Raw genomic sequence first — 22,538 nt, forward strand, 5'->3', positions numbered from 1 at the left:
CGTCAGTTCAAATCTGGCCCCCGCAACCACTCTTTCCGATCCGTCGATTCTTGAGATATAGACTCGACGGATTCGCGAAACAAGAGAAAAAGCTCGGGAGCATGCCTCTAATAGAGGAGGCGGCACTTCCGAGCTTCATTTTTTCCAGAATTTTCAAGTAGATAAAGAAAAAACCCGTCGGCTGCAACCAACGGGTTCTTGGAAAGGCTTAATCTTTGCCCCTCGTGAAACATGAGGCAAATTTTAGGCGATGGGACCGCTTTGTCAAGTGCAAATGCGGTGTGAAGACTCTGCCGATATCATAGATGACATCTTCCATTTTTGACGCTCAAACCGGCGCGGATGCTGAGCCTTCAGCGCCGGTCGGAACGTCTGCCGTTGCCCGCTGGCACTGGGTGCAGACAAAGGTTCTCGATCATCCTGATCTCACGACCGCCGAGATTTGTGTCGCCGTTGTTCTGGCGTCGCATGTCAATGATCGCACCCAGAACTGTTTTCCCAAAATTGAAACGATTGCCCGTGAAGCCAGCCTGTCGGATCGCAAGGTGCGTCAGGCGCTCAAGCGGTTATCCGAGCTTGGCCTGGTTGCCAAACGCTGTCGGGCGGTTGGGCGGTTGCGGAATCGCAATGCCTATCAGTTGCTCGATCTCGGCGCTAAACCGGCATCTGGTTCCCTCATACCGGCATCAGATTCCGCTGTTAAACCGGCATACCGTGCCGGTTCCAATAAGAAGAACACGGATAAAGAAGAAAACACGGATGAAAGAGAACAGGCACCTGCCGTTTCCGGCGCGGGTGCCACCGTCCTTCCTGCCGTCGATGATCGCTGTTTGGTGTTAGCAAGAGAATGGCAGCGGCTGTGCTGTGAACCATGGACGCTGGCCAATGCTTGTCTGCGAGTGAATGAAGCGATTGAACGGGGCGGGTTCGAGGTGGTGCAGCAGGCACTCGATGATTTGAAGTGCCAGGGAAAAAGGCCGTCCCGTTTGGGGCTGCTGGATGTTCTCGATGGTTTGGTTCCAGAGAGCACGGGGCAGAGGTCTGAAACATCCCCTGATCCCTTTGACCCATCGGATCCGGCAGAATGGCAGCAGATATGCCGGATTGTCGCTCAGACCGATATTCCCGGGTGCCGCAACCCGCGCGCCTGGCTGTCACAGATCCGGGCCAATATCACCGATAATACCATTGAGTTGAGAACACCAAATCGTTGCGTTCAGGATACAACCCGTCACCAGTTGATGGTAGCAATCCGGCCTGTTGCAGAGCGCAAGGGATTGCAGATCGGCGGTGTGACATGCTTGAACTGATCGCCCCTACTCAAAACATTCCCCCGTCTCTCGAAAAACGCCTTGAGATTTTCAGGCATCAAGCGGCAGGTCTGGCGTATATCCGGCGCTGGAACGGGGCCTGCGAGGTTACGGTGGCCCAGCATTGTGTGCAGGCTTGTGATCTGGCCTCATCGCAAGCTGCAGGATATGCGCTGCTGCATGATATCGAGGAATTTGACACTGGCGACATTATCTCGCCGGTCAAAAATACCCTGCGTCGGCTCGGCGTCTGGCAGCGTTTTGAAACTGAAATCGTTCTGCCGATCCGGCGGCATTTTACCCTTCTGGCCGGCCTTGAATGGCCTTGGCCTCAAGCCGTGCTGCACGAAGTCCAGGAGATCGACCAGCGGTTGAAGGCGACGGAATATCGCGATTGTGTGGATCCGTCTCTGGTGCAGTTGAATGCGGGCGATTTGGCGGCACCGTTTGATGACTACATGCAGCCCTGGAGTGCGATCAAGGCCGAACGGGTTTTTATGGAGCGGGTGCGGTGCGTTCTGCCAGCATTGCGAGGTTGTGATGCTGGATGGTGACGTCACAGCCTATGCAAAAGAAGCAATTGATACCCTCGAAGCTGAGAAAAAGGCGTTGCAAACGCAGCTTGTCGAGCTGGACCGGATACAAACCCGGCAACCGGATGTCCAGGTCTGTGGCAGTGATCCCTTTGCATCTTTGGAACCGGCACAACGGGTAAGTGCCATGGAAACCCTTTACGAATGGGAATATCAGAATGCGCGCCGATCCGGGATGCGCCAGAGGCTGGTTTTTGTTGAAGTCGAGATTGCACACTGGTGCAACCGGCAGGATTCTGCCGGTTAGTCTGAAAAATCTCCCATATCGGGAATTGGGCGTGATTTACACTTATTGGGGCAGGCACCTTTGATGCAGTCAAAGATAGACTTTTGCGTGATAGGGCAGAAGAACGGTTTTTGTTCTTTGCCCGGTATGTGGGAGGTCGAGCGTGGAGTTGCCCCGCGTCCCCCGCATTGTGAGCCTCGCGGAGGTTTTTCGGGTTAGGGCCCTCGGAAAAGCGGATGTTTGGACAGGGTCGAGCTTCGGTTGAGGACAACCCTAAACGTCCATTTTTAATTTGTTCCATAGCGCATCCCTCCATGCCGATTTTTAAAGGAATTAAAAGGGTTTAGGTCGTAGATGATTGTTCGATTTTTGATTGAAAATTAAAACTATAACTTGCGAGCTTTGTGGTGACCAAATATTCTCGCAATGAGGGTTTTTTCATCATATTGCACGTATAGATAAGTTTTGATTCGTTCTTGTTTATGGGTGCCGAATTCAGGAGATTCATGTGCAAGACGACCTTTTCTCAGTTATAGCGAACCGTTCGACGGTATTTCTGGCGTCGGATCTTCTGGCGAATGATGACGGTGCGGTGAGCATCAGCTCGGTTCAGAATAGCGAATACGGGACGGTGTCGCTTGATGGTGATGGCAATGTGGTATTTACGCCGGTTGCGGATTATTACGGTCCGGCAGTGTTCAGCTATACCGCAGAGGATGCCAATGGCACCAGCAGCACGGCGACGGTGACGATAGATGTCAAGGCGACGCTGGATGAAAGCCATCTGATCAATAATGCGAATGGCAAACTTGCAGATCCTGCGAGATGGGATGTCGCCCAGTTGGCAAATGGCGGTCAGGTGACGGTATGGAGCGAGGGTCTCTATAGCTATTTGCAGCTCACGAAAGCGGATGGGACGATGCAGCGTGACCGTTATGTGATGTCTGATTCAGCGGGCCGTGTGACGGAGTTTAAGGTTGAGGGGCTTGTCGGTGGCGGTTTTGTCGTCATGGAGACGACGTCGGCCTATTCGCCACAAAGGACCCGTTTTGTGATGTATAACGCGGCGGGATACCGGGTGGGCAAGCCCCAGATGGTGACGGTTGAAGACCGCCAGCAGGGGTCGGCCGAGATCATTGCGCTCCAGGATGGCGGTTTTGTTCTGCTGTTTTCGTACCGGATGTCTGGTGATTCCAATGATGATAGCTATGGCCAGCGTTATTCTGCCACCGGGGAGGCCATTGGTGAGCGTTTTGAGATCAGTGGAGCGCAGACAGGAGTTGATGCGCAGACCAATGGTGTTGAGCTTGCCGATGGTCGTCTTGTTATTTTCTCGATGAATCAGTTTGGCCGGACGCATACGACCACGCTTCAGGTGTTCAGTGCGCATGGGGTCAAACTTGGCAGCAATGTTGTTGCTTTGCAGGGGGATGGCACGAATCCGGAGTTCAAGCCGAGTGCGATGCTATTGGCCGACGGCCGGGTCGCGGTGACCATCGGGACGACGCTTCAGGTCTATAGCATTGATGTGAACAATGCTGTGGCGCTCGATATGACAGTTGATATCGATGCGGCGAACATGACGAGCGGTGATGTGACCGTCTCGGATCTCGTTGCCCTAGCGGATGGGGGCGTGTTTGTGGCCTTCACGCGTCTTGTGCCCGGGGGCTTTGCCAAAGTTTATGGTCAGCGTTATGACGCGGCGGGCAATCCGGTGCATGGGGAGGTTGACTTTGAAGATCTTGCCTATGGGTCGGAGCTGAATATCCGTCTTGAACCAGCCTCGGACGGGGGTGTGTATCTGTATTACAGCAACGAGAATGCGTCGGGAACGACGGACCTTTATCGTATTCATGTTGATGCGGGCGTGACTGGAGAGACACTTGGCGATGCCCAGTATCTCGATGTCCCGACGGCTTATGCGGATGCCGTGTCGATTGTCGCGAACCGTTCGACAGTACTTCTGGCGTCGGATCTTCTGGCGAATGATGACGGTGCGGTGAGCATCAGCTCGGTTCAGAATAGCGACTACGGGACGGTGTCGCTTGATGGTGATGGCAATGTGGTGTTTACCCCGGTTGCGGATTATTACGGGCCAGCGGTGTTCAGCTATACGGCACAGGATGGTAACGGCAATAGCAGCACGGCGACGGTGACGATAGATGTCAAGGCGACGCTCGATGAAAGCCATCTGATCACGGAACAGGGATATAAACTTGCAGATCCAGGCAGATGGGATGCTGCCCAGCTGGCAAATGGCGGTCAGGTGACGGTGTGGAGCGAGGGTCTCTATAGCTATTTGCAGCTCACGAAAGCGGATGGGACGATGCAGCGTGACCGTTATGTGATGTCTGATTCAGCGGGCCGTGTGACGGAGTTTAAGGTTGAGGGGCTTGTCGGTGGCGGGTTTGTGGTCATGGAGACGACGTCGGCCTATTCGCCACAAAGGACCCGTTTTGTGATGTATAACGCGGCGGGATACCGGGTGGGCAAGCCCCAGATGGTGACGGTTGAAGACCGCCAGCAGGGGTCGGCCGAGATCATTGCGCTCCAGGATGGCGGTTTTGTTCTGCTGTTTTCGTACCGGATGTCTGGTGATTCCAATGATGATAGCTATGGCCAGCGTTATTCTGCCACCGGGGAGGCCATTGGTGAGCGTTTTGAGATCAGTGGAGCGCAGACAGGAGTTGATGCGCAGACCAATGGTGTTGAGCTTGCCGATGGTCGTCTTGTTATTTTCTCGATGAATCAGTTTGGCCGGACGCATACGACCACGCTTCAGGTGTTCAGTGCGCATGGGGTCAAACTTGGCAGCAATGTTGTTGCTTTGCAGGGGGATGGCACGAATCCGGAGTTCAAGCCGAGTGCGATGCTATTGGCCGACGGCCGGGTCGCGGTGACCATCGGGACGACGCTTCAGGTCTATAGCATTGATGTGAACAATGCTGTGGCGCTCGATATGACAGTTGATATCGATGCGGCGAACATGACGAGCGGTGATGTGACCGTCTCGGATCTCGTTGCCCTAGCGGATGGGGGCGTGTTTGTGGCCTTCACGCGTCTTGTGCCCGGGGGCTTTGCCAAAGTTTATGGTCAGCGTTATGACGCGGCGGGCAATCCGGTGCATGGGGAGGTTGACTTTGAAGATCTTGCCTATGGATCGGAGCTGAATATCCGTCTTGAACCAGCCTCGGACGGGGGTGTGTATCTGTATTACAGCAACGAGAATGCGTCGGGAACGACGGACCTTTATCGTATTCATGTTGATGCGGGCGTGACTGGAGAGACACTTGGCGATGCCCAGTATCTCGATGTCCCGACGGCTTATGCGGATGCAACAGTTGGCGATGTTGGCGATGATTTTATCGTTGGGTCTGCTCTGGATGATGTACTTGTTGGTAACACCGGGAATGATACTTTCTATGGTGGTTCTGGTAGTGACACTTTAACCGGTGGATCGGGAGCAGATACTTTCATGTTTGGACGGGGAGCAGATCACGACATTATTGTTAATGCCGATCCTACAGATACCATCTCCTTGGGAACTGAACTGGCGGCTGAAGATGTTTGGTTGTTTCAGCAAGGTGATGACTTGATGATTCAGCTCCTTGGATCCGATGATAGTTTGACGGTGGCTGATTGGTACGCCTCGAACGCTCACCAGATTGGAGCAATTGAGATTGGCGGCAGTACGCTAGAAGCTTCGAATGTGCAAAACCTTGTTGATGCAATGTCGGTTTTTGGCGTCAATGATGTTGCTGTTGACAGTTTGGATCATAACAGTACTGATTTTCAGAATACTCAGGCCGTAATAGCTGCAAACTGGCAAAGCAGTTAATGAAGGTTTGTCGGAGCAGGGCGCAGTAATGGGCCCTGCTTTTCTACTTCTGTCTTTGGTGCTTTACATTGGTCATTTTGAACTGATGATCAGGTGCTGCGAATTCATCAATCTATAATTGCAGCAGGCTTCTATTGTATGATTTATACGCAGTGATGCGCGCAGATACGATGGGTTTCTGTGTTTAGGGTGGGGAAATCTATTGCAGGAAGCAATCGAAAATAACCAATCGGAAGTGCAGGGATCCAAGGATAGTGGGTTATTGGCGCTGGTCACGATTTTGCGTTTCTTTAATTTGCCCGCAGACTCAGAGCAGATCAGGCATCAGTTTGGGAAGCCCGGTGCGTTTTTCGCAATTGAAGATCTGCAGCTGGCGGCCAAGCGGCTAAAATTGAAATCGCGAATTGTTCAGTCGAGCTGGGAACGCTTATACAAAACACATCTTCCTGCTATTGCCGAGATCAAAAATGGCAGCTTTGTTATCATTGCCAAGATCGATGCAGAGCAAGAAAAAGTCCTTTTACAGGAACCGGTAGCCGGGCGCGCGGTTGCTGTTAACAAGGCCGAATTTGAGGATAAATGGTCAGGGCGTTTGTTGCTGGCAACGCGCCGCGCAGCGATTTTGGGACAGGGGGGCAAGTTTGATATTTCCTGGTTTGTTGCGGCCCTGTCGAAATATCGCCGGATATTTATCGAAGTTCTGATCGCATCCTTTTTCCTGCAGTTATTTGCCCTGATTTCTCCGCTGTTTTTCCAGGTGGTGATTGACAAGGTTCTGGTTCATCGGGGGCTTACAACGCTTGATGTTTTGGTTTTCGGATTGCTTGTTGTCTCGGTGTTTGAGGTGTTACTGGGCACGCTCAGGACCTATATCTTCTCGCACACGACAAACCGGGTTGATGTCGAGCTTGGCGCTCGGTTGTTCCGACATTTGCTGTCTTTGCCGATGGGATATTTTCAGGCACGTCAGGTCGGACAAAGTGTTGCGCGTGTGCGTGAGCTCGAAAGTATCCGAAATTTCATCACAGGCTCAGCCCTGACCCTTGTGATTGACCTGTTCTTCACCATCGTGTTTTTTGCGGTCATGTGGCATTTCAGCCCGCTTCTGACCGTGATCGTTCTTGGGTCCATCCCGTTCTTTGTTGTTTTGGCCTTTGTTGTGACCCCCATCCTGCGCCGACGGCTGGATGAGAAGTTCCGGCGCGGGGCAGAAAACCAAGCCTTTTTGGTCGAAAGTGTGACCGGGGTTGAGACGCTTAAGGCGCTGGCGGTTGAGCCACAAATGCAGCGCCGATGGGAAGAGCAGCTTGCCGGTTATGTGCATTCAAGCTTCAAGACGGCCAATCTTGGCAATGTGGCAGGTCAGCTTACCCAGTTGATTTCAAAAACCACCACGGTGCTTACACTTTATTTCGGAGCAACCGCAGTGATTAGCGGGGATCTGACCGTCGGGCAGCTTGTCGCATTCAATATGTTGGCTGGGCGTGTCACCGGACCGATCCTGCGTTTGGCACAGCTTTGGAATGACTTTCAGCAGGCCCGTATTTCTATTGATCGTCTTGGCGATATCCTTAATTCCCCGACTGAACCAACCTATAACCCGAACCGTTCGACTCTGAATGACATTAAGGGTGATATTAAATTTGATCTGGTCACTTTCCGCTATCGTCTTGACGGGCCGGAAATCCTCCGTCGGGTAGATCTGAACATAAAGGCAGGGGAAATCGTAGGTATTGTAGGTCCTAGCGGATCGGGCAAAAGCACCCTGACCAAACTTGTGCAACGGATGTATGTTCCAGAAAGCGGTCGTGTATTGGTTGACGGCATTGATCTCGCTATGGTCGATACGGCTTGGCTACGTCGTCAGGTTGGCGTGGTCTTACAGGAGAACATTTTATTTAACCGGTCCCTCCGGGAGAATATCGCTTTATCCGATCCCGGTATGTCGATGGAACGCGTTATTGAAGCTGCCAAGTTGGCGGGTGCCCATGAATTCATCCTGTCACTGTCTGATGGCTACGATACCAAGATTGGAGAGCGAGGGTCTAATCTGTCGGGAGGGCAGCGCCAACGTGTGGCAATTGCGCGCGCCTTGGTCAATAATCCCCGCATCCTGATTTTTGATGAAGCGACCAGTGCTCTGGACTATGAATCAGAGAAGATCATTCAGGAAAACATGCGTCGTATTTGTAAGGGGCGAACCGTTCTGATTATTGCCCATCGGCTGGCAGCCGTTCGTGATGCGGATCGAATTATCACAGTGGAAGAAGGGCAGGTCATTGAAGACGGCACGCATGAAGAGTTGCTTCTTCAAAGAGGGCGTTACGCCAAGCTCTATCAATTGCAGGCAGGGACGGTGAGTGATGTCGCTGCGCAATAAGGTTGTAAGCTGCTGGGTAAGTGCAGAACGTGCACTTAAATTTGTTTGGGGCAAGTTTGCTGGTTTTCTTCCTTACTTGAATTCGGACAATCGCAAATCACGTCACGCTTCGCAGGAACGGCAGTTTTTACCTGCTGCAATTGAAATAATGGAAACGCCTGCCAACCCGATTGGCCGGGCGGTTGCGTTGTCGCTTGCGGGGTTCTTTACCATTGTATTGGCTTGGGCCGCGATTGGTGAAGTGGATGTAGTCGCAGTAGCCCAAGGGAGGCTGGTGCCGACAGGTGGTGTTAAACAAATACAACCGCTTGAAATCGGTACAGTGCGGGCTATTCATGTTCGTGATGGGCAGCATGTTAATGCAGGGGACCTGTTGATCGAATTAGATCCAACCGAAAGCGAAGCGGATAAGGGGCAGTTGTTGCATGAGCGCGATGCGTCAGCACTTGATATTGCGCGCCTTAAAACGTTTCTTGATGGTTTGGAAAACCGCGAGATTTCCGCTTTGCCGAAGCATGCCGCTCTCGATGATGAAATTCTGCAAACAGCAGAGCAAAAACTGCGAAGCGACCTTGCCGCTTTTTTTGCCAAACTTGCAGCCAAGGATGCGGAGGCAGCAAAGCTTCGGGCCGAGCGTGCCTCAATTAAGGCGGAGATCACGAAAAGTCGTGAACTTTTGCCTCTTCTGGTGGAACGTGAAGGGTCTCTTTCCGGGCTTGTGTCACATGGTATAAGCACCAAGCCGGTCTGGCTTGAAGTAAAACAACAACTGATCGAAACAAAAAGTAACTTAGAGATCTATCGAAATCGCCTTGAAGAGGCTGACGCGTCGATTATGGCGGCAGAAAAAGATCGTGAAAATCTGATTGCACAGACAAAGCAGCAAACGCTTGAGAAGTTGCTTGAAGCGCGCAACAAATTTCAGAGTGCTGCAATTACACTACGCAAGGCGGAAAGCCGCGAAGACCGTCAACAATTACGCGCCCCGGTTAGTGGTACGATCCAGCAATTGACGGTTCACACCGTGCGTGGAGTTGTTTCTCCTGCCGAAAGTCTGATGGTGGTTGTTCCTGACGACGTAGAGCTTGAAGTGGTCGCCAAGATTCAGAACAGGGATGCCGGTTTTGTTAGTACAGGGCAGGCAGCCGTGATCAAAATCGATAGTTTTCCATTTACCCGATATGGAAAGATCGATGGAAGGGTCAAAAGCATCTCGCGCGATGCTATTCAGGATGAAGACTTGGGATTGGTATATGAGGTCCGCGCGACACTGGATACCTCAGAAATCCTCGCAGATGGGCGGATGGTCAAGCTAACGCCTGGGATGACAGCATCGGTTGAAGTAAAAACCGGAAAACGGCGCATTATCGAATTCTTACTTTCCCCTATGATGAAGTATGGAGATGAAGCATTAAGGGAAAGATAAATGTTGGAAGCAATACTAATTTTCTTAAAAATCTATCAAATCATGACTGTGTTTTGACGGCCCGGTGGCCATAGCGGCCGGGAACCACCTGATCCCTTCTCGAACTCAGCAGTGAAACCTGCCTGCGCCGATGGTACTTTGTCTTAAGGCACGGGAGAGTAGGTCACCGCCGGGCCTTCAAAACACAGTCAGATCATATTCCCTAGCACAACGCAAAATAAAACGCCGTTCATTCCCTGATGCGGCGTTATCTGTTTAAACCCAAACAGATATCCCCCACCAACGCGGGGTGGAGCAGCCCGGTAGCTCGTCAGGCTCATAACCTGAAGGTCGTCAGTTCAAATCTAGCCCCCGCAACCAACATTAAAATAGCTCGCCCTTGTGGCGGGCTTTTTTAATGTCTGGTAGGTGGGGCCCGTATGACTTGAGCTGATGATTTTCCTGCGTTATGAGACTGTGCTCAGTGCTTGATGGTTTTGAGGGAACCGTGCACCCAGTGGGTGCGCGTAAGTCCCGAGAAAAGGCGTTAAGAAAACGTGCCTGTGGTACGTTTTTAGTCTGAAGGTCGAGCACGGCGAAGCCGCGCGCAGATTGCGGGTCTCTCCTCATCTACAGCACGAAGAACCATCCGGATCGCCCTTGTGACGGGCTTTTTAATGGAAGAGCGTATCGTCGGTGATGCCCTTGAAGTAGGAAGTCGGTGCGGAACTGCCCTCTGCGCCCTCGGGACCACAGGCTGCGATGCCGGCGGTCACGCCAGAGTCCTTCACCGCGTCCAGCATCGTTGCATGCCCGTTCATGCCAAGCGAGGCGCCTTCTCCCGTGGTGCCATAGAGCGTAATCCTTCCCACCCCCTGCACCACAACGTTGGCCGTGTGCGCCGACCGCTGCACGAGATTACCGGTCCGCTTTCGGTGAAAGGTGTCACCATTGCCAAGGAGACCCCGAAAAGATAGGCGCGGGGGCGATTTTCGCGCTTTGGTCGAGGGTCAGAGGGGCAAAGAGGTGCTTCTCCGAAGCTGGATGGATGCTGACATGTTAGTGCGTTGACATTAATGTAACAAGCTGTAACTATCGGGCAAAACTAAAGCACTAGAGGAGGAGTACGGCGCATGAATGGAGGAGTCCCCAATCCTGCATGCCAGTCAAAGGCGTTGGCCGAGATGCTATCTGGACTGCCCGAGATCGCGCGCGCCACGCTGGTCGATCCGGTGCCGCCACGCAACTGGAATGATTGGTCAGCCCTCGCGCCGGAAGCACCTGCCGCGCTGTTCTGCCCGCGTTCTGTCGAGCAGGTCTCGGCGATCCTTGCTGCCGCGAATGCCGCACGGGTACCGGTGGTGCCGCAGGGCGGTTTGACCGGCCTCTGCGGCGGGGCACGGCCGATCGCAGGCGGCATCGCCCTGTCGCTCGAAAAAATGGTTGGTATCGAGGAAATCGATGAAGCGTCGGCCACGATGACTGTGCTCGCCGGGACACCGCTCGAGACCATCCAGAAGGCTGCCGCCGAGCGCGGGATGTTCTTCTCGCTGGACCTTGGCGCACGCGGGTCCTGCGCCATCGGCGGCAATGCCGGGACCAATGCGGGCGGTAATCGGGTGATTCGCTACGGGATGATGCGCGACCTCGTCCTTGGCGCCGAAGTGGTGCTGCCTGATGGCACCGTCGTCAATGCGCTGTCCAAGCTCATCAAGAACAACACAGGCTACGACGTGCGACAGTTGTTTATCGGCTCGGAAGGCACGCTCGGGGTGATCACGCGACTGGTGCTTCGCCTGCACCCGGCGCCCGGTTGTACCCATGCGGCGATCTGCGGCCTGCGCGATTATGGCAAGGTGGTCGATCTGCTGCGCGGCGCGCGGCGCAAGCTAGGACCGATGCTCTCGGCCTTCGAGGCGATGTGGCCCGACTACTGGCAAGTGGCCTGCGCCGTTCCGGGGGTGCGCGACCCGCTTGATGGGCCCCACGCCCACACCGTATTGATCGAGGCGCAGGGCACGGACGAAGATATCGACGGCCCGCGCTTTATGGCTTTTCTCGAATCAATGTTCGATGAGGGGATCATCGACGACGCGGCGATCTCGCAGAGTCTCTCGGACGTGCAGTCCTTCTGGGGCGTGCGCGACGCCTGTGCTGAGTTCAAGACCACGCTCGGCCCGCACCACGCCTATGACGTCGGTCTGCCCACGGGCCAGATGGACGCCTTCGCCGACGCTTGCCGGGCCGCCGTGGCAAAAGCCGTGCCGGGAGGGCGCTCCGTCTATTACGGGCATATCGGTGATGGAAACCTGCACCTTTTGGCCTGGGTGCCAGGGGCTGATCCGCAACCCGGCGAGACGCTGGACGAGGCGGTCTATGCCACGGTACGCGCCTTTGGCGGATCGGTCTCGGCCGAGCACGGGATCGGCACGACCAAGAAGAAATACCTTGAATTCTCGCGCACGCCCGAGGAGCTGGATGTGATGCGACGGGTCAAACATGCGCTCGATCCCAACGGCATCCTGAACCCTGGCAAGGTGATCGACGCATGAAGCTGCTTCGCTTACTGGAAGCGCATTTCGAGCGCGCCATCCTTGCCACCATCCTCTTTGCACTGGTCACGATCCTCGCAGCACAGGTGGTATTTCGCTACGTCCTTGGTTCGCCGTTGGTCTGGTCCGAGGAACTGGCCCGATACCTGCTGGTCTGGTGCACCTTCATCGGGGTGAGCCTCGCGGTCCGTGAAGGCCGCAACATCTCGGTCGATCTGCTTCCGGTGCTCTTCGGGACGCGCTGGCTGCGCGCCTTTGCTGTGCTGGCACTGCTCGGCTCGGGGCTCTTCTTTGCCCTGATTGTCTGGTACTCGGTGCCGCTCACCCAACGGATCGCAAGGATCGGACAGGCCTCGCCGGGGCTGGGGATTCAGATGTGGCTGGTTTACCTCGCGGTGCCGGTGGGCATGGGGATGGCCTTGCTGCGCGCCCTGCAAGCCCTCTGTCTGCTGATCCGTAACGGAGCTGTTCCGGGCCATGAGCCGACGGACAACCATACCGTCATCAACGAAGACGTTTAGGGGACCCTGATGCTCGCCGCTTATTCTCTTGTCTTCTTCATCGTCGTCTTGCTGCTGAGCATTCCGGTCGCCTTCGCGCTCGGCTATGCGGCACTGCTGCCTGGCTGGCTCGGGGCTCCGACCAATCCGGGGCAAGTTGTGCGCTCGGTGGTCACCGCGCTCGACAGCTTCCCGCTTCTGGCCGTACCGCTGTTCATTTTGGCGGGCGAGATCATGACGCAAGGCGGGCTGGCCCGTCGTCTGTTCAGCTTTGCCGATGCGGTCTTCGGGCGCTTTCGTGGTGGCTTGGCAATGTCTACCGTGGCGGCATGTATGCTGTTCGGAGCCATTTCCGGCAGCTCGCCAGCGACAGTGGCCGCGATTGGCTCTATGGCTGTGCCGTTGCTGGTGGCGCGCGGCTATGATCTTCGGTTCGCGACCGCGCTGATCACGGCGGCAGGCACGCTAGGCGTCATTGTCCCGCCCTCGATTCCGATGATCATCTATGGCATGTCCGCGCAGGTCTCGGTCTCGGCACTGTTCATTGGCGGCATTGGCCCCGCCCTGGTGATTGGCTCGCTGCTGATGCTCTATGCTCATTTTTATGGTCGCAAGCACGCCGCGCGTATCACCTCTGACGCGGGAACGGTGAACGCGGTGAAGGCCTTCCGCGAAAGCTTTTGGGCCCTCGTTGCGCCGGTTTTCGTGCTTGGCGGAATCTATGCAGGGGCCTTCACCCCAACCGAGGCGGCGGCCATCGCCTGTGTGTATGGCGGTTTTGTCTCGATGGTGATTTTCCGCGAACTCTCCCCTTCCGATATGGGGCGCGTGCTGGTCAATACTGGTCTTACCATCGCACCGATCCTGATCATTGCGGGTACAGGGGCAGCACTCGGTCGCGTGCTGACACTTCTCCAGGTGCCCGCCGCCATTGGCGACTTCATTGGCGGCGCGATTGACGAGCGGATCATTCTGCTGCTGCTGATCAACCTGATCCTGCTTGGCGTTGGTATGGTCATGGAAACGCTCTCGGCGATCATCGTGTTAACCCCGATCCTGCTGCCTGTGCTTGCGCCTTACGGCGTTGATCCAGTGCATTTCGGGCTGATCATGGTGGTCAATCTCGCGATTGGCTTTGCCACGCCGCCGGTGGGGGTGAACATTTATGTCGCGAGCGGCATCACCAAGCTTTCGGTGATCCAGATATGCCGCGGTCTCGTGATACCCATCGCTTTGCTCATCGTCGGCCTTCTGGTCGTCACCTATTGGCCGGGGCTGACACTCTGGCTGCCAAGTCTCGCCGGCTGACCGCCGACGAGTACAAAACCTACAGGGAGGAACCAACAATGAACCTGAAGAAGCTTTCCATATCGGTACTGTTCGTGCTTGGCACGTCGATGTCCGCCTCGGCGGCGGATTACACGATGATCCTCGCCCACACGCTGAACGACAAGTCTCATCCGCTTTACCAGGCGTTTGACAAAATCGAGAAGGATATCGAGGAAAAATCCGGTGGCCGTATCGACGTGCAGCAGCAGGGTGGCGGCGCGTTGGGCGGCGACCGCGAGCTGATGGAGTCACTTATGCTCGGCGACATACAGTTCGTGCCGATCTCGACCTCGGGCGCGGTCCAGTTCGTGCCGGAATTCGCAGCCTTCGAAATTCCTTACGTCTTCCCGACCGACACAGCGCGGCTCCGCAAGATCCTCAATGACAGCGAGTTTTCGGCCTTCATCGACAACAAGCTGGCAGAGAAAGGCATCAAGTTCGGCTTGTTCTATAACGCCGGCTTCCGGCAGCTCACCACCTCCGAAGTCGCAGTGCATACGCCAGAGGATATCAAGTCGAACAACCTGCGTATCCGCGTGCCCGAGAACCCCTATTCAGTTGCGACCTGGAAAGCGATTGGTGCCGCCCCGACCCCGATCGCCTTTCCCGAGCTTTATGGCGCGCTGCAGCAGAATGTGGTGGATGGCCAGGAAAACCCCTTTGGGCATATCCTCTCGCAGCGTTTCTACGAGGTGCAGAAATACCTGACCACAACCAGCCACATCCTGCTGGCTAACGTGAACCTCATCAACAAGGAGTGGTATGACAGCCTGCCCGAGGACCTGCAGCAGGTGGTCGACGAGGTGCTGGTGGATGCAGCCAACTTCGAATGGGACGTGCAGGACGAAATGCTGAGCAAGCAGCGCGCACAGATCGCCGAGCATATGGAGATCATTGACCTTAACGAGGATGAACTGCAGCAGTTCCGCGACGCGACTGCGCCGCTGCAGGATATGGTGCGTGACAAGATCGGCGACGAGGCCGTGGACTCGCTGCTGAGCGCGATCAACGCCAACAGCTAAAGAGACACAGGTATGGGGCGGCATGTTCGGCCACCCCATACCGTCGGCGTCTCCATAAAATTTTCTGCGTGTTTGGTATAGATCGATCCGCGCCCGCCGACCCTACCTTTCAACGAAAGCTTCTCAAGGGCATCTGTTCCAGTGCTCTGAGGCTTTTAAATTGGATCGTTTTTTATTTATGCGGGTGTCTGCTTTGAGCTGATGATCTTCCTGTGTTATGAGACTGTGCTCATAACTGAAGGTCAAGCACGGTGAAGCCGCGCGCAGATTGCGGAATTTTCCTCATCCACATCACGAAGAAGCATCCGTCGTGCCCACATGACGGGCTTTTTTAATGCCTGCCAGGTGGGGCCGCTTTGTAAGGTGCAACTGCAGTAATTGAACTCTGCCGATATTGTCATGAGATCAATAAGTTCTCATGCGTTCACGCATGGGGCGGCCACCGTCTCCGGTCTTGTGGGGCGGACGGAACCTATGGCGATTTGCTCGCGCTCTGTGACGGTTTTACTGGCTATAATGATGTGACCACGGCTTTGGTTGTGGGGCTGGTCAACCGGGCGATTTCCTGCTTATCCCGCTGTTTCACCTATCTTTCCGTTCGGGTTCTCATTTTTCTGATCAAGCCTGTCTATGATGTGCGCGCCTGGCGTAGTGGCCGTTTGATGGCCTGGCCGGGCAATTGACGGTTGGTCGAACTGATCGGGATATGAGCCCGGGGGCGAAAACAGCGTTCGGGCATCTGTGGCAAAGACATTTCGGCCATGCTGGTAACCGCATAGAAGGCCGGTTAAGCCACCTTGGGTAGAAGATGTTCATCCTATCAAACGAAGCAGCCCAGGGCCGATAGTTTGTCCGTGCGCCGAATCACGCATCGTTCTTTGTAATTGATAAAATATTGATCACCATAAAGTTTTTTGTTTATAAGGCTGTTATGCAACGCAACGTTGTGTGGGGTTAAGCCGTTTGGGTGCGGAATGGTTCGGGGGAACATGTATGATTAATATTGCTAAATTGCCATCGTTGTTGCTTTTGGCGATGACCGTTTTTTGTGGCCTTATGATCGGTGATGGGCGCCACGCATTTGCGGCAACGACGACAATAACGTGCACCGGCCTCGCCACTGCCACATCAGCTGTATCTCATGTGTTCTACGACGACAGTGAAGGCGACTGCGTCGCGGGAAGCGGTAATCCCACCAGCGACGATTTGCGCGACATCATCTTCCAAGTCAATAACAATAAAGACGCATTCGACCAATTCTCGATCGGAATTGGCGGTGCCTCCAATTCCACAGCGCATAGAGGATGCAGTATTGGCGATAAAAACTTCGCCGCTGGTGTTTTGTGCGTAGATGACCGCACTAATGTCACTAATGAAACCGCGACGGTCACCATTGATGGGGAGAACGGGGCGACGATCCGGATGACCGTCAATTATACGCTTTCCGGATTAGGGGGAGGAAGTACTGTGGCCTTCAACAGTGCATCGGTCACAATCACGACTGCTGATGCGGCGTCCTCCTCGGGGAGCTCGGCCGCTGCCCTGCGCGCGCTTCAAGGTTCGGTGACACGGGCGCAATCTGTGATCATCGGGCAGAATTTTGGGTCGCGGGTGGCCAATGTGGCAGCGGGCCCAACCGTTGGAACGGTGCCAGCGGATGCCGCCTCGACACCGACACAGCAATTCGGTTTTGCTTCGGCGCGCTTGCTTGATGATCCCATGGAAAAGAAAACGCGCACAGAGGGCACAACCCTGGGCGGTCTGGCGATGCTTGCGTCTTTCGATACATCGCGGCTTTCTGCTGCGCAAGCCGCTGATAGTCCGACGGATGGAGCGGAACAACGCACGCTGCTGTCTCGCGAAAGTCCGATTACGGTCTGGGGGCATGGGTCCTTTACCGATATTGAGAACACACGTAATCGGATGGGCGAGGACAGCCGTTATGACGGCAACGTCTGGGGGTATAACCTGGGTGCGGATTATCGTTTTTCGTCCGCACTGGTGGCGGGCATGTCCGTCGGCTATGCGCATACCGACATTACAACCACCTTTGAGAGCGGAACTTACAAAGAGGATACGTGGAACCTTTCTCCTTATGTCATCTATAGACCGTCGGATATGCTGACCTTCTCGGCGATTGCGGGTTATGCGTTCGGGGATGTTTCCAGAAGCCGCAATAGCACTGTGACGGGAAACACCGACAGCCAGAGCTGGTATCTGCAGGTCGATGTCCGCCAAACTTTCCAGCCGATCGCAGATAGCCCGTTTCGGGTCACGGGCGGGCTGGGAGCGTTGACGTCGCGCAGTACGCTTGCTGCCTACACCGAAAGTGACGGCAACCGGGTTGCTGAATCCTCGGTCAACACGGTTCAGTTAAAGCCAAATGCCGAGCTGGCTTATTCTTTCCAGATCAGCGAGACGTCTCTGACCCCATATGTGAAAGCGGGTTATATTCACGATTTCACCGACCAGACCAACGGCGATGCCGGGGCCTTTGACCTTGGCGGTGGTTTGCGGTTTGCCTCGGGCGGGACGGGTCTGTCGGGATCAATCGAAGGGTCGCGCATGGTCGGGCGTGAAGATTACCGCGAATACACGCTGAGCGGCTTGGTTGCTTATGGCATTTCGTTTACCGGTCGGGATGGAAGTTTTGCCGGAACGGCATCGCCCTATGTCGGTACCAGCCTGTCCGATAGCGGCACGCCTGGAATTTCTGCTGGCGCAACGCTGACCGACCGTGATGACAGATTTTCCAGCAAATTGAATTTGTCCGGTGATCCGGCCACACGCAGCGCAGATATTCTGATCACGCTTGATCTAAAGTTTTGAATTTTGCGCGATGCTGTTTGCACCATGATGGACCAGTCATAAGAAAAGGGCCGGATAACCGGCCCTCAGACCGCTGACAAACCCCGGGCTAAATTGCCTGGGGTTTGTCCGCAGTCTGAAATCGCTCCTGTGGGGCGATTTTAAGCCGAAGGTCGAGAAAGGGCTCAGATTGCAGATCTCTCCTCATCTACATCATGAAAAAGCATCCTGCTCGCCCTTGTGGCGGGCCTTTGTAATGTCTGCTAGGTGGGGCCCTGTATGAGTTGGGCCAACTGTTCAAAACAAGCAAAGCATCGCTTTGCGCAGGCTCAGCAAGGGTGTCGCGCGCGGCAAAATCTGGCCCGGAAACCGACGATCTTCCTGCGTTGCGGGCCTGTATTCAGAACTGAAGACAGATTTGCGGCCTTCAGCACTAAAATGGGACGCTCCGTTCAGTCATAGCTGTTGCAACGGCAAGGACCGGGCGTGTATTGAGGAGGATACAGGCAGGTTCTTTACCCGGTTGCGTTCTGTCAGGGGCGATGGTTGGATGGTTCGCGGCAGGTTTACTGCGCACATGTGACTGTCTATCGGGGCTTTCGATGCGGGTCGAGAGAGACGGGAAGGAACTGCGGACCGTTTTTGAGCAGCCGTTTTCGGCTGGCGTTAGGAAGATGTGAGGATATTTTGGCGAAAGAAAGCAAAACAAACGGCGCGGCAACCAAAAATGCAGCAACTGCAGCACCAGCGGCAGCGCCTGCTGCTGGTGCATTGCCGCTGTTTTACAGCAAGCCGCGTGCGGTTCTGGCGGAACGGCATGGCAATATGTCGCTGACCCCGACGTCGGACTTTTCATTTGCCGCCAACACCAATTCGGTGCCGGTTGTGGCAACCGAACTGCCGATGGTCTGCAAGAATTATCCGATCCTGTTTACCGATGGGGCACAGACCCAGATGGTTGCGCTTTTGGGCCTGCGGGCATCTGAAAACGTGATGGTCGATGACAAGGGCAACTGGACCCCGGGTACCTATGTTCCGGCCTATATCCGCCGTTATCCCTTCATCTTTTTTGAAAATGAAGACAAAAGCCAATACACCCTGTGCGTTGATGAAGATGCGAAAACCGTTGTTGAAGGCACGGAAAACCCGTTCTTTGTCGATGGTGAACCGTCCAAAATGACGCAGGGCGCGCTGGATTTCTGCCGCGATTACCAGGCGCATTATGCCGCAACGGCAGAGTTCCTCAAGGCAATCAGCGAAGCGGACCTTCTGGTGGAAAACCGTGCCGATGCGACGCTGGCCGATGGCCGCAAGCTTAGCCTGTCGGGTTTTAAGGTGATTGACGAAGCCAAGTTCAACGCGCTGGATGATGAAACCTTCCTGGCGTGGCGCAAGCGCGGCTGGCTGCATCTGGTGTATTGCCATTTCATTTCCAATGGCAACTGGAATGCGCTGATCGAACGCACGGCGATGAAGACCGCCAATTAAGCTGGTCGTAACCGGCCTTAGGGCGAGAAATAGATAAGCAAAACCCCGGTGCCATAAATACGGCACCGGGGTTTTGTGCATTTAAGCGGGTTTGTTCGCCGTGAGGGCTTATTTCAGCAGGCCACGCCGGGCGAGGTTGGACATCAGGGCGGTGATGCCAAAGGTCCAGGGGCTGATTTTATCGGAACGGTCCACCCGGTTGATCAGCGCGCCCAGTTGCGGGGTCGAGATTTTGACAATATCGCCAATTTCATGGGTAAAGCCTGCGCCCTTGGCCCCACGGTCCTGAACCGGGGCAAACATGGTGCCCAAAAACAGCATGAAACCATCGGGATATTGGTGATGCTTGCCAATCGCCTGCCCAACAAGGCTTTCGGGCGAGCGGCTGATTTTGCTCATGGAACTGACGCCTTCAAGGTGGAAGTCGTCCTCGCCATCAATGGTCAGCGCGATATCGGCCGATTTGACATTTTCAAGCGTGAAGCTGCCGTCAAACAGGCGAATGAACGGCCCGACCGAGCAGGAGCCGTTATTGTCCTTGGCCTTGCCCAGCAAAAGGGCGGAGCGCCCCTCGACATCGCGGAGATTGACATCATTGCCCAGCGTCGCGCCAACAATGCGGCCGGTTGACGTAACAGCCAGGACCAGTTCGGGTTCCGGGTTGTTCCAGTGCGAAATCGGATGCAGGCCCACATTGGCCCCCTGGCCGACCGATGACATGGGCGGTGCCTTGGTGAAAATTTCCGCATCCGGGCCAATGCCGACTTCCAGATATTGCGACCAGGCACCCTTTTCGAGCAGTACCTTTTTAATATCGGCGGCTTTATCGGAGCCCGGCTGAATTTGCGAGAGGTCTTCACCGATGATCTCGGTGATTTCGCGGCGGATCTGATCTGCCCTGGAGGAATCGCCCCGGGCCTGTTCCTCGATCACACGTTCCAGCAGGCTGGAAACAAAGGTCACACCGCTGGCCTTGACCGCCTGAACATCGTTTGGTGCCAGCAGGTGCATTTTGCCAGGGTCGCTATCAGGCGTGCTGTTGGCAAGAACATCATCAAGCGCGCCCAGTACCGGGAAATCAGCCGCATTGGCAAGTTTCGCCACCAGGTCGTCACGTTCAAGAAGCTGGCTGGTGGTGGGCGCAAGCGCGCTGATGTCGTGCAGCATGCCATTTGCCAGCAAAACCGGCGTTGGGCCGCTGGCGCGCGGGTCCCAGACCCGGCCAATCAGTAGGGCGTCAGAGCTATCGTGCGGCAGAATGTCCTGGGCGTTCATTGAGTGTTCAAGCATTAAACGGGCCTGTTATTTTTCATGGGGTTCGGATAGGGGTGCAGGGCATGAAAAATGTGGTGCCCATGCAACCCTGCAAATATCTTGACCGACTACATCATGGAAAATGTGTTTTATCAATAAAATACCGAATCATTTTTCAAAAGGGGAGAGACAGGCTTTGGGGCCGCCCATTTCCCTTTTTTGCGCCTGTTTGTTCTTTCTGGTTCCTAATATTCACGGCCCGGACGGGCGCGATACACCGGGAAACTGAGCCGGAATTTAAGGGCGGCGGCCCGCAGGGCAAAGGCGCACAGAAAGGCGACCAGGGCGACGGGCTGCTTGGGCAGTTCAAGCATTGCGGTGCCGACGGTATAGATCAGGGCACCCAGCAGGGCTGAGGTAATGTAAATTTCCGGTCGCAGGATAAGCGGCAATTCATTACAGACAACATCGCGCACCATGCCGCCAAAGGTGGCACTGATCATGCCCAGAATGATGGCAACCAGCGGCGAGAGGTTAAGGTTAAGGCCAATCGCCGCCCCGGTCACGCCAAACATCGCCAGCCCCAGCGCATCGAGCCATAAAAGGGCGACATAGCGGCGTTCAAGCAGATGGGCGGTAAAATAAACCACAACGGCACTGACAATGCAGGTGATGATCCAGGCAGGATCGCGGATCCAGAAAACCGGGGTTTCGCCGGTGATCACATCGCGTACCGTGCCGCCGCCAATGCCGGTAAAGGTGGCAATCAGGATAAAACCGACAATATCCATTTGCCGGCGCGAGGCTTCAAGCGCACCGGTTACGGCAAAAACCGCAACGCCGGTTAGCTCCAGCCAGTAGGTCATGTCGGTCATGGTCATGATTTTTATCCGTTGCCATGTTTTCAGGGACGTTTCAACCCTAGCATAATGCTCGCACGATGATCTGCCAGTGCGATTTTTGCAAGGGGTGGCCTCGTTTGTAGCAGGCTGTATTCTTGACTTTGCCAGGCCAACATCGCATAGCCTTTGTATGACGATTAAATCCGAAAAAGACCTTGTCGCCATGCGCCGGATCGGGCGTTTGTGCGGCGATATTCGCGATGCCATGTGTGCCGCCGCCGAACCTGGCATGACCACAGCCGAGCTGGATGATATCGGCCGGGCGATGATGGACCGTGCCGGGGCGATTTCCGCACCGGAAGGGGAATATAATTTTCCCGGTGCTACCTGCATCAGTGTAAATGAAGTGGTGGCGCATGGCATTCCCGGTCCGCGTGTTTTGCGGCACGGGGATTTGGTAAATGTCGATGTTTCGGCTTCGCTGGATGGCTATTTTGCCGATACCGGGGCCAGTTTTGTGCTGGGCGGGTTCGAGGCCAGCCGACCAGAAATTGAAAAACTGTGCCGCGATGGCAAAAAGGTGATGATGCGGGCGGTCAAAACCGTGCGTCATGGCACGCCGTTGCGTGAAATTGGCCTGACGGTGGAAAATTTCGCTCGCAAAAACGGTTATACGCTGCTTCGCAACCTTGCCAGCCACGGGGTGGGGCGGTCGCTGCATGAAGAGCCCAAGACCATCGCTACCTGGGATGAACCGCGCGAGCGCCGTACCCTTAAAAAGGGGCAGGTGATTACCATCGAGCCGTTTTTATCCCTGGGCTCGGAATGGGCGACCGAAGACAAGGATGATGGCTGGACGCTTTATGCTGATACCGGCGCGCCCACCGTGCAATATGAGCATACGGTGGTGGTCACGCCCAAAGGCTATGAAATTCTGACCTGAAGGGCATCAACGCAAAACCCCCGCCATACTGTCGACGCCATCGGCTCA

Annotated in this window: 17 protein-coding genes, 1 tRNA gene and 1 rRNA gene; 16 read left to right on the forward strand and 3 right to left on the reverse strand. The window is 55.1% G+C overall.

The annotated features are described in order from the left end of the window. Positions 1-305 precede the first annotated feature (305 nt). The 8 genes from LF95_RS00005 to LF95_RS00040 all read left to right on the forward strand — a co-directional run bounded on the left by LF95_RS00005 (position 306) and on the right by LF95_RS00040 (position 10,133). Positions 306-1,310: a helix-turn-helix domain-containing protein gene (locus tag LF95_RS00005; protein WP_073953115.1), complete on the forward strand. Its 1,005-nt coding sequence runs from the start codon at positions 306-308 to the stop codon at positions 1,308-1,310. Next, the gene (locus LF95_RS00010; RefSeq protein ID WP_073953116.1) at positions 1,298-1,864 is read left to right on the forward strand and encodes an HD domain-containing protein; all 567 of its coding nucleotides are present in this window, start codon (positions 1,298-1,300) and stop codon (positions 1,862-1,864) included. Before LF95_RS00005 ends, LF95_RS00010 begins: the two co-directional genes overlap by 13 nt. Further along, positions 1,851-2,150, forward strand: coding sequence for a hypothetical protein (locus LF95_RS00015; RefSeq protein ID WP_073953117.1), 300 nt, complete (start codon positions 1,851-1,853; stop codon positions 2,148-2,150). Before LF95_RS00010 ends, LF95_RS00015 begins: the two co-directional genes overlap by 14 nt. 487 nt (positions 2,151-2,637) lie before the next feature. Beyond that, positions 2,638-5,967, forward strand: a complete 3,330-nt coding sequence (locus LF95_RS00020; protein WP_073953118.1) for an Ig-like domain-containing protein — start codon at positions 2,638-2,640, stop codon at positions 5,965-5,967. A 235-nt stretch (positions 5,968-6,202) separates the two neighbouring features. Further along, entirely contained in the window at positions 6,203-8,347 is a 2,145-nt protein-coding gene (locus tag LF95_RS00025; RefSeq protein WP_073954713.1) for a type I secretion system permease/ATPase, read from the forward strand. After that, on the forward strand, positions 8,331-9,773 hold the full coding sequence (locus LF95_RS00030) for an HlyD family type I secretion periplasmic adaptor subunit (RefSeq protein ID WP_083607421.1): 1,443 nt from the start codon (positions 8,331-8,333) through the stop codon (positions 9,771-9,773). Before LF95_RS00025 ends, LF95_RS00030 begins: the two co-directional genes overlap by 17 nt. 60 nt (positions 9,774-9,833) lie before the next feature. Continuing rightward, a 5S ribosomal RNA gene (rrf, locus tag LF95_RS00035) occupies positions 9,834-9,948 on the forward strand. Between the two features lie 108 nt (positions 9,949-10,056). After that, positions 10,057-10,133 (forward strand) — tRNA-Met (locus tag LF95_RS00040). A gap of 293 nt (positions 10,134-10,426) precedes the next feature. Here LF95_RS00040 and LF95_RS00045 read toward each other — a convergent pair. Then, positions 10,427-10,666 carry a hypothetical protein gene (locus LF95_RS00045; RefSeq protein WP_073953119.1) on the reverse strand — a complete coding sequence of 80 codons (240 nt, stop codon included), beginning with the start codon at positions 10,664-10,666 and terminating at the stop codon, positions 10,427-10,429. Between the two features lie 270 nt (positions 10,667-10,936). On the opposite strand from LF95_RS00045, the gene LF95_RS00050 reads away from it, so the two are divergent. From LF95_RS00050 to LF95_RS00080, 7 genes are all read left to right on the forward strand, one after another. Then, positions 10,937-12,304: an FAD-binding oxidoreductase gene (locus LF95_RS00050; RefSeq protein ID WP_083607422.1), complete on the forward strand. Its 1,368-nt coding sequence runs from the start codon at positions 10,937-10,939 to the stop codon at positions 12,302-12,304. Continuing rightward, positions 12,301-12,825: a TRAP transporter small permease gene (locus tag LF95_RS00055; protein WP_073953121.1), complete on the forward strand. Its 525-nt coding sequence runs from the start codon at positions 12,301-12,303 to the stop codon at positions 12,823-12,825. Before LF95_RS00050 ends, LF95_RS00055 begins: the two co-directional genes overlap by 4 nt. Before the next feature lie 9 nt (positions 12,826-12,834). Beyond that, positions 12,835-14,112 (forward strand): TRAP transporter large permease, encoded by a 1,278-nt coding sequence (locus tag LF95_RS00060; RefSeq protein ID WP_073953122.1) that lies wholly within the window; start codon positions 12,835-12,837, stop codon positions 14,110-14,112. A 38-nt stretch (positions 14,113-14,150) separates the two neighbouring features. Next, positions 14,151-15,155 carry a TRAP transporter substrate-binding protein gene (locus tag LF95_RS00065; protein WP_073953123.1) on the forward strand — a complete coding sequence of 335 codons (1,005 nt, stop codon included), beginning with the start codon at positions 14,151-14,153 and terminating at the stop codon, positions 15,153-15,155. Between the two features lie 482 nt (positions 15,156-15,637). Next, positions 15,638-15,838: a hypothetical protein gene (locus tag LF95_RS00070; RefSeq protein ID WP_073953124.1), complete on the forward strand. Its 201-nt coding sequence runs from the start codon at positions 15,638-15,640 to the stop codon at positions 15,836-15,838. A 310-nt stretch (positions 15,839-16,148) separates the two neighbouring features. Next, positions 16,149-17,984 (forward strand): autotransporter outer membrane beta-barrel domain-containing protein, encoded by a 1,836-nt coding sequence (locus tag LF95_RS00075; RefSeq protein ID WP_073953125.1) that lies wholly within the window; start codon positions 16,149-16,151, stop codon positions 17,982-17,984. Positions 17,985-18,650: 666 nt separating this feature from the next. Next, on the forward strand, positions 18,651-19,451 hold the full coding sequence (locus tag LF95_RS00080) for a SapC family protein (RefSeq protein WP_252509603.1): 801 nt from the start codon (positions 18,651-18,653) through the stop codon (positions 19,449-19,451). Between the two features lie 108 nt (positions 19,452-19,559). On the opposite strand, the gene LF95_RS00085 is transcribed toward LF95_RS00080, so the two are convergent. Together LF95_RS00085 and LF95_RS00090 are read right to left on the reverse strand one after the other, a co-directional pair. After that, a complete protein-coding gene (locus tag LF95_RS00085; RefSeq protein WP_073953126.1) occupies positions 19,560-20,741 on the reverse strand; it encodes a fumarylacetoacetate hydrolase family protein in 1,182 nt (393 codons plus the stop codon). A 209-nt stretch (positions 20,742-20,950) separates the two neighbouring features. Beyond that, the gene (locus tag LF95_RS00090) at positions 20,951-21,586 is read right to left on the reverse strand and encodes a trimeric intracellular cation channel family protein (protein ID WP_073953127.1); all 636 of its coding nucleotides are present in this window, start codon (positions 21,584-21,586) and stop codon (positions 20,951-20,953) included. A gap of 151 nt (positions 21,587-21,737) precedes the next feature. Between LF95_RS00090 and map the strand changes: the two genes are divergently transcribed. After that, positions 21,738-22,490, forward strand: coding sequence for a type I methionyl aminopeptidase (gene map / locus LF95_RS00095; protein ID WP_073953128.1), 753 nt, complete (start codon positions 21,738-21,740; stop codon positions 22,488-22,490). Positions 22,491-22,538 lie beyond the last annotated feature (48 nt).

Source organism: Thalassospira sp. TSL5-1 (assembly GCF_001907695.1).
Classification (GTDB): Bacteria; Pseudomonadota; Alphaproteobacteria; order Rhodospirillales; family Thalassospiraceae; genus Thalassospira.